Origin of the sequence: Acinetobacter sp. UBA3025, assembly GCF_002367915.1 — a bacterium.
In the GTDB taxonomy this organism is placed as follows: Bacteria; Pseudomonadota; Gammaproteobacteria; order Pseudomonadales; family Moraxellaceae; genus Acinetobacter.
The window spans coordinates 1-7,604 of sequence record NZ_DFDO01000170.1; the positions used below are offsets into that span (position 1 = coordinate 1).

7 protein-coding genes and 1 pseudogene are annotated in these 7,604 nt (G+C 43.2%); 4 read left to right on the forward strand and 4 right to left on the reverse strand.

Annotation, left to right across the window (positions count from 1 at the left end; all coding sequences use genetic code 11):
* The coding region (locus B4J23_RS07115) for an EamA family transporter (RefSeq protein WP_291359599.1) at positions 1-664 on the forward strand (664 nt) is incomplete at its 5' end.
* 44 nt (positions 665-708) lie between these two features.
* On the opposite strand, the gene B4J23_RS07120 is transcribed toward B4J23_RS07115, so the two are convergent.
* Positions 709-1,857, reverse strand: a complete 1,149-nt coding sequence (locus B4J23_RS07120; RefSeq protein ID WP_175966192.1) for a hypothetical protein — start codon at positions 1,855-1,857, stop codon at positions 709-711.
* Between the two features lie 332 nt (positions 1,858-2,189).
* Here B4J23_RS07120 and B4J23_RS07125 point away from each other — a divergent pair, with 332 nt between their 5' ends.
* Entirely contained in the window at positions 2,190-3,074 is an 885-nt protein-coding gene (locus tag B4J23_RS07125) for an EamA family transporter (RefSeq protein ID WP_175966193.1), read from the forward strand.
* 61 nt (positions 3,075-3,135) lie between these two features.
* On the opposite strand, the gene B4J23_RS07130 is transcribed toward B4J23_RS07125, so the two are convergent.
* The 3 genes from B4J23_RS07130 to truB form a co-directional block, all read right to left on the reverse strand.
* Positions 3,136-3,603, reverse strand: a complete 468-nt coding sequence (locus tag B4J23_RS07130; RefSeq protein ID WP_005233643.1) for a hemerythrin domain-containing protein — start codon at positions 3,601-3,603, stop codon at positions 3,136-3,138.
* 127 nt (positions 3,604-3,730) lie between these two features.
* Positions 3,731-4,498 carry a sulfite exporter TauE/SafE family protein gene (locus B4J23_RS07135; RefSeq protein WP_004787054.1) on the reverse strand — a complete coding sequence of 256 codons (768 nt, stop codon included), beginning with the start codon at positions 4,496-4,498 and terminating at the stop codon, positions 3,731-3,733.
* 15 nt (positions 4,499-4,513) lie between these two features.
* Positions 4,514-5,419, reverse strand: coding sequence for a tRNA pseudouridine(55) synthase TruB (truB, locus tag B4J23_RS07140; protein WP_175966195.1), 906 nt, complete (start codon positions 5,417-5,419; stop codon positions 4,514-4,516).
* Positions 5,420-5,572: 153 nt separating this feature from the next.
* On the opposite strand from truB, the gene B4J23_RS07145 reads away from it, so the two are divergent.
* The gene (locus B4J23_RS07145; protein WP_291359604.1) at positions 5,573-6,601 is read left to right on the forward strand and encodes a lipase secretion chaperone; all 1,029 of its coding nucleotides are present in this window, start codon (positions 5,573-5,575) and stop codon (positions 6,599-6,601) included.
* 505 nt (positions 6,602-7,106) lie between these two features.
* Positions 7,107-7,604: pseudogene (locus B4J23_RS07150) on the forward strand (esterase/lipase family protein); the annotation flags it as partial.

Below are 7,604 nucleotides of genomic sequence, written 5' to 3' on the forward strand. Positions count from 1 at the left end.
GAAATGGTCAGCGATTATCAGCTATGGCTTGGCATTAGCTGGCATGAATATGCTGTTCTATCTGGCGATTGATCGCCTGCCACTTGGTATTGCAGTTTCTTTTGAATTTATTGGGCCCTTAAGTGTTGCGCTTTTTCATGCCCGGCAGAAGTTTGATTTTATCTGGGTCGGACTGGCAATTCTAGGGCTGGTGCTGCTGTTTCCCTTTGATCAGGCCGTACACCCACTTGATCCGATTGGTATTCTATTTGCCTTGAGTGCAGGTGCCTGCTGGGCACTGTATATCGTGGCCGGACAAAAACCTTCGGGTGTATCAGGGAATCATACCGTGTGTCTGGGCATGTTCGTCGGCATGCTGGTACTGATGCCAATTGCACTCTTTGCAGGAATGCCAGCTCATACTTTTGAACCAATCAGCCTGATGTACTTTTTAGCTCTGGCAATATTGGCCAGTGCACTGCCCTTTACCCTGGAAATGATTGCACTTAGAAATTTAACCGCTTTGAGTTTTGGAACCTTGATGAGTCTGGAACCTGCAATTGCAGCATTTTCCGGTTTTATCTTTTTGGGTGAAACTTTATTATGGACCCAATGGCTGGCATTAGGCACAATCATTAGCGCTTCAATTGGCTGTACGGTGACCACACAAAGAAGAAAGCATTAAATAAAAAAGGCGCTCAAGCGCCTTTTTTAATAACCTATTTAATTTTAGCGTGGCGTTGCATCTTTAATAGCCGTATTTAATGCAGTAGCTGCTGTCACATTATAGCCATCACATGCCGAAGCAAGATGGTCATACAGGTAATCTGTCCATTTAAGCATTAGAGGAGTTGCACCCTCTTCCCTTAAATTGTCCAAGGCAGCTTTTCTTGCCTGAGCAATATAATCGGCATGATCAATATGCTCTCCATGTTCCGAGAAAGTACTGGAATAAATTTCACCCTGATATTCGATCGCACCAAAGTATTTATAATATTGCTGGGCATCGTCTTTATATTCGGCTTTTTTAAATTTCAGGTTAGCCATCGTGCCATCTAAAATGGTTTTCGCCATCTCTTGAACAGACTCGCCTGTCTGCCATTCAGACAGTGTACGATAGCCAGTTTTGATATCCGGATCAAATTCAATAAATTCTTCCTCAGGATGCTCCGCCAGAATACGGAAACATTTAGATCCGTTCGGGAAAGTACGCGCCTTCTGCAAACTGACAAAATTGGTAGCAAACTGATTGTAATATTTACGCTCAGCATCCATGGTATCAGTATCAAAGAAAACTCTGGTCTCGGTATCGTCATACATCTTCACGACAGTAATATTGGTACGTTCAGTTAAGGCTTTACCTGACAGGTCGTACCACTCCAGGTGTCGATGATTACTGATGTTATTTTCCGGAATAGTGACGGGACGACTGGTAAATTGTTCAGAAGTATTTTCCAGTACTTTTTCCAGTTTATAACCTAATGCTGTACGGGCACGATCTGCAGGGAATACACCTTTTTCTGTGACATAAATTGGGAAGGTCATATCTTCGTCAAGATCATATTCAGTATCAACAGCCCGGTTATCATCTGCATACAAAATGCCGTCAGTAATTTTATTTTTATGGCTGGCCAATAGAAGCTTTTCCGACTCCATATCTGAAGCATCAATATTCGGCAGGTTGAACTGATAGGTATAGAATTCAGAAATCGTATCTGATGTTCCATCACCATTATCCGGAGTTCCAGGATTGCTCGGATTACCAGGATTGGTTGGGGTTGGTTGACCTGCGACTGGCTCGTTATTATCAGAATCAGAGCCACCACATGCAGTCAGCATAAGGCTCAAGACAGCACAAGAGAGTAATCTTAATTTCATTATTATCTACCTTATTATTTTTTCATCGTTTTATTTTTCATTGTTATTTTAAAGTTGACCCAAATCATGAGGTCTAAGCTATTTTAATAAATATAAAATTAAGATCAAATTAAAAATTGATTAATTTGCAACCACAATCTCATCAATAATTCATTTTGAATTTAATTTTTTCGGTGAGGGACGAAATCAAAAATTTAAATTCACTGATCCAAAATCTGCTTCGCATTCACAAAATATTCGTCTGCCCTACTCATCAAAAATTAACCAGTTTGATATACTTCCGCTTTCTTCTGTATCTCGATTATACCCTTCTGGTATAAGTAGTTTCTCCCATGCCAAACGTCCAACTTCTTGCTGTGTTGTACATGGTTCTCTCCATGACTTCATACCAGATCAGTGCATCCTTCGCCAAGCAACTTTTCCTGGTGCTTGATCCGATCACTGTCACTATTTTAAGACTCTGCTTTGCCGCCATTATTGTCTGTGTCATGTTCCGTTCCTGGAAAGTTATTCGACGTTTACAATTCCTGAAATGGCGGGATCTGCTTTGCTATAGTGCTTCTCTGGGTGTGATGAATATCCTGTTCTATATGTCGCTGGGTAAACTCCCGCAAGGAATTGCGGTCGGACTGGAATTTATTGGCCCGCTAGGCTTGGCCTTAATTTCGATTCAAAACCGCAAGGACTATGTCTGGGTGTTACTGGCAATTTTAGGTATCGTGCTGATGGTGCCATGGGGGGAAGCCAATAGCAGTAACTTTGATCTGTTTGGTGCAGCCTGTGCCCTAGGGGCTGGCCTCTGCTGGGCGCTGTATATCTATTTTGGGCAACGCGTGGTACAGCAAAATATCGGGATGCATGCACTGACGATTGCCATCAGTATTTCAGCCCTGTGTTTGCTACCAATCGGACTGTATAACAATGCTCCTGCGCTCATTGATACCCAATACTGGGGCAAGGCCATTACCATTGCAGTACTGGCAACCGCTATTCCTTATGCGCTGGATTTAAAAGCGCTCCAGTACTTGAATAAAACCAGTTATGGCACGCTTTCCAGTCTGTCTCCAGCTCTGGCAGCACTGGTAGGTTTTATCTTGCTGGGTGAAAAAATTACGCTACTTCAGACACTCGCGCTGGTTTGTATTATGCTGGCTTCAGTTGGCGTGACTATGCGGGAAGCGCGGCAGAAATATAAAACCCGGAAAATAGAAAGCTGAATAAATAAAAAAAGATGGCACTCTGGCCATCTTTTTTGTCATGAAAATTTGAATTTCAATATTAGCTTTTAACCAGCATGTCTTTTTTCATTTCTTTATAGCGCTGATATTCAGTTTTGTACTGATCCGCTAAAGCCTGTTTTTGTTCATCTCCCAGGATTTTCCCGGCCTGCTGAAAGAAAGCATGCTCCTCTTCTTTCAAATGATGATGAACCTTATCTGACAGTCTCTTGGCAATTGCAATCCAGCTTGGGCTACTAAATTCAGTTTCAGTCAGTTCCTCAATCATTTCATCCATTTCATGATGTTCTGCCAAGGCATGACGGGTAATGTTCAGGCCGGGATCTGTCATCATCAATGGAATATAAAAGTAACGGTCTTCTGCCGTTTCATGCGCAAACAGTTCATTCTTCAGCTGCTTGAACAACTCACGACGTTCTGGTGAATCCCCCGAAGTTTGCAGTAATTTTTCTGCCAGATCACGCTGGATTTCATGACTTTCCCTTAATGCTTCAAAAATGGTGGTCATGTAATTTTTCTCCTGTTTTTGTCATGCCTTTACTCCAGCATAGAGTGAAACAGGCAAATGGTCAGGAATATTTATAAGGCGAATTTGTATAAAAAACTTTAATATCGAGAATAGTTTACATCTATTTTTAGGCTAAAAACATCTGATAAGCCATACGGCAAATCAGCAAACTGACCAGGATCAGAAACAGAATCCGGATAAAACCGCTGCCATATTTAAAGGCCAGTTTAACCCCTAACAGCGAACCGCAAATATTCGCAGCTGCCATCATGGCACCCACCAGAAACAGGACATGACCTGTAGGAATGAAGAAGCTGAGTGCCGCAAGATTGGTAGTGAAATTGGCAATTTTCGATAAGGCTGAGGCATGCAAGAAATCCACGCTCAGATAACGGATAAAGAAAAAGATAAAGAAACTGCCTGTCCCCGGGCCAAAAATTCCGTCATAAAAACCGATGGCCAGGCTGCCTAGTGCTGCTAGTATCAGCATCTTTTTATTCAGCTTTTGTTCGACATGTACCCGTCCGAATTGCTTTTTCATGAATGTATAGATTGCAATCACGATCAGCATGATCAGCACAAAAGGCTTGAGAATATCCACCGGAATCAAGGTGACACTGGCTGCTCCAATAAATGAGCTAATAAAGCTGCACAGCGCAATTACACCAAGTAAAACCCAGGGCAGTTTGACCTGTCTAAGATAGGAAAAGGCTGCCGAGCCTGTACCAAAAATAGAGGCCAGCTTGTTAGTGCCAAATACTGTGGCGGGTTGCAGCTGCGGCAGGCTACTCATAATTGCCGGGATCTGGATCAGACCACCACCACCGACGGCAGCGTCAATCGCTCCTGCCATAAAGGCAAAAAGCACCAGACTGAGGATAATCTCGATGTCCATTGTTATTCAACGCGCCTAGAGATTAAGAACACGTTTGGGTACCAAACGTTTTTTATCCGTGATTTCAGCCAGACCTAAGCATTTCTCGCCATCAAAAACCAGCACCTGTGGCTCTGCCGGATGGTCGATATTACTTTCCATACCCCGGCTAAAATATTCTGCACGGCCTTCCGGTGCCTGAATCTGCGGGAAATGTTGTACCGGTGCATAAGCTGGCAGTAATAGTGCTTCACGTTCTGCCTCAGTCAAGCTTTCCAGATATTCAATGGTATAGCTTGGAATAAGGTCAAAATGACCAGTTTGAATCCGATGTAGATAAGTCAGATGACCATAAGTACCAAGTGCTTTCGCAATATCTTCGCCGAGTACCCGAATATAAGTACCTTTGGAACAGGTCACATCCAGCGTGATGCTATTTTCAGTAAAAGATAAAAGCTCAATTGCATAAATGGTAATTGGGCGCGCTTCACGCTCGATCTCAATACCCTTACGCGCCAGCTCGTACAGCGGACGGCCTTCTTTTTTCAGGGCTGAATACATCGGTGGCACTTGCTGGATTTCACCGACAAACTTGGCAATTGTCTCCTGAATCAACTCTTCATTCAGTTCAGGGACTGGCTTTTCCAGCAGAATCTCTCCTTCGACATCACCTGTCGTAGTGCTATGTCCCAGAAAAACTGTGGTCTGGTAACGTTTGGTTGAATCCAGCAGATAATGCGAAAACTTGGTCGCCTCACCCAGACAGATCGGTAAAAGACCGGATGCCAAGGGATCTAGTGCACCAGTATGTCCAGCTTTTTGCGCACGATATAACCAGCGTACTTTTTGCAATGCAGCATTCGAGCTGATGCCTAGAGGCTTATTTAATAGAAATACACCGCTGATATGACGACGCTGAATTTTAGGAGATGAAGCTTTCATGGCAAAAAGTCAGACATTTTATAAATTGGCGCAATGGTAAAACCCCTGTCAATTATTTACAACTTTTCTACAGCATATAAGGTGCAATATCTCCTATCCTGCCGAATGCAAAATTTAAAATAATCCAATAATTAAAATAAAGGTGCATAGGATATGCAGAAATATAAACTATGGATCGTGATTGCGCTCATCGTATTGTGCTTGATTACCCTGATTCTATGGCTTGCTCCTAGGGATGAAGCACAGGCACGTGTCTCAGGCCCGCAATCCACCAATGAAAGCAGCGCTCAACAGGCAGCAGCACTGGCCAATGGCCCTGTAAATAATATATTCCTGAGTCCAAGCCAGCAGGATACGGAAATTAATTGCCAGATGCAGATGGATGCCAGCAATCGCCTGATTGCCAATGAACAGACCCGTAACTGTTTTGAATATTTTATTACCCAGTATGGGGAAAAAACCCTCGAACAGATCCAGCGAAATTTTAAAACTTATATTCAGCAAAATTATCAGGAACCTGCACTTTCACAAGTTCTGGATCTTTGGGACCGTTATATCCAGTATCGTCAAGGTTTGGGAGAATTGACTCCACCTGCAGGTCTGGATCAAGAAGATCCAGCTTACTACCGCAGTATCTATGCCAGCACCCAGAACCTGCGTAAACGCTTTTTCTCTGATTATGAAATTGAAGGACTGTTTGGCACTGAAGATACCTATCATGAATATACCTTAGACCGGATGGCAGTCATGGCGGATAAAAAGCTGAGCGAAGCAGAAAAAGCCCAGAAGCTAAAAGAACTGTTTGCGCAGTTACCGCAGGACTGGCAAGAAAATCTGGAGCAACTGAATAAACTGGAAGATCTGCGTAAACTCACCGCTGATATTAAAGCCCGGGGTGGTTCTGCGGAAGAAATCCGTCAGATGCGCCTGAATCTGGTCGGTCCTGAAGCAACCCAACGTCTGGAAAAACTTGATGATGAACGTGCGAATTGGAAATCCAGGGTGACGCGTTACTTGGGCGAGCGCGATAACATCCTAAAAAGTGGCCTGAGTGAAAATGCCAAACAGCAGGCAGTTGATCAGTTGCGTCAGAAACATTTCCAGCGCCCTGAAGAACGGCTTCGTGTAGGTACATTTGAACAGGTACATGATCAGGGTGGGACCCTACCCTTTGCCAATTAATTTTCAGCTAAAATTGCTCATTGACGCCGTAGCTACAAGTACTGCTACGGCGTCGAATATCTTCTCTTATTCCCTTTTTTTTTGTCTCATCTCTTATATAAAAACAGTAACGCTGACCCTCTATTTTGAGAGTTTGACAGAGCCATTTCCCTCTGAAAGCCTTGATTTTCTTGGGCTGATTACTTTTTTTAACATTGTTATTTGTTTCTAACTATTTCAACCTAAACATTCATCAATCTTATATTTCAAGGAGTTAACAATAAAATACACACGTATATAAATTGTAAATTTATGGACTCATAAATGCTCATCGGGCATGGCCCGAAATGACATGGAATTGGCTCATCAGCATGAAAAAATGCTTCTGCTTCAAAATAATAATTTTTGCACGTGATTGAAGATTAGGTCTGCACGATCGAGACATCCAACTTCAATATTTATCGCGCATCAATACTCCCGAGCAATGATTGCTTTTTATAACAATAAAATGAACAAAGGAACGGTTATGCGTACTTTTATTAAAACAACACAGATGCTGGCGCTTTCCTTGGCAGCAGGCCTCGGTTTTGGCTTTTCAACATAAACCCAGGCGGCAGCAAGTGCAGTTCAGGTCACTGAAAAAGCCAAATCAGACTATGCCAAAACCAAGTATCCTATTTTGATGGTGCATGGCTGGTTAGGCTGGCAACGCATAGGTACCGATACCATTGGTTTAGATTACTGGTATCAGATTCTGCCGGATATGGCTCGTAATGGTTCGACCGTGTTTGCCGCCCAATTGTCGCCTGCCAATACCACGGCCCACCGCGGTGAACAGCTCATTCATCAGGTCGATGAAGTGCTGGCAATTACAGGGAAGGAAAAAATCAATCTCATCGGTCACTCACATGGTGGTCCGACAGTACTCTATGTGGCAGCAACTCGACCGCAGCAGATTGCATCCATTACAGGGGTCGCAGGCACCTATCATGGCTCTAAAGTGGCCGATGATATTCAGAACAAT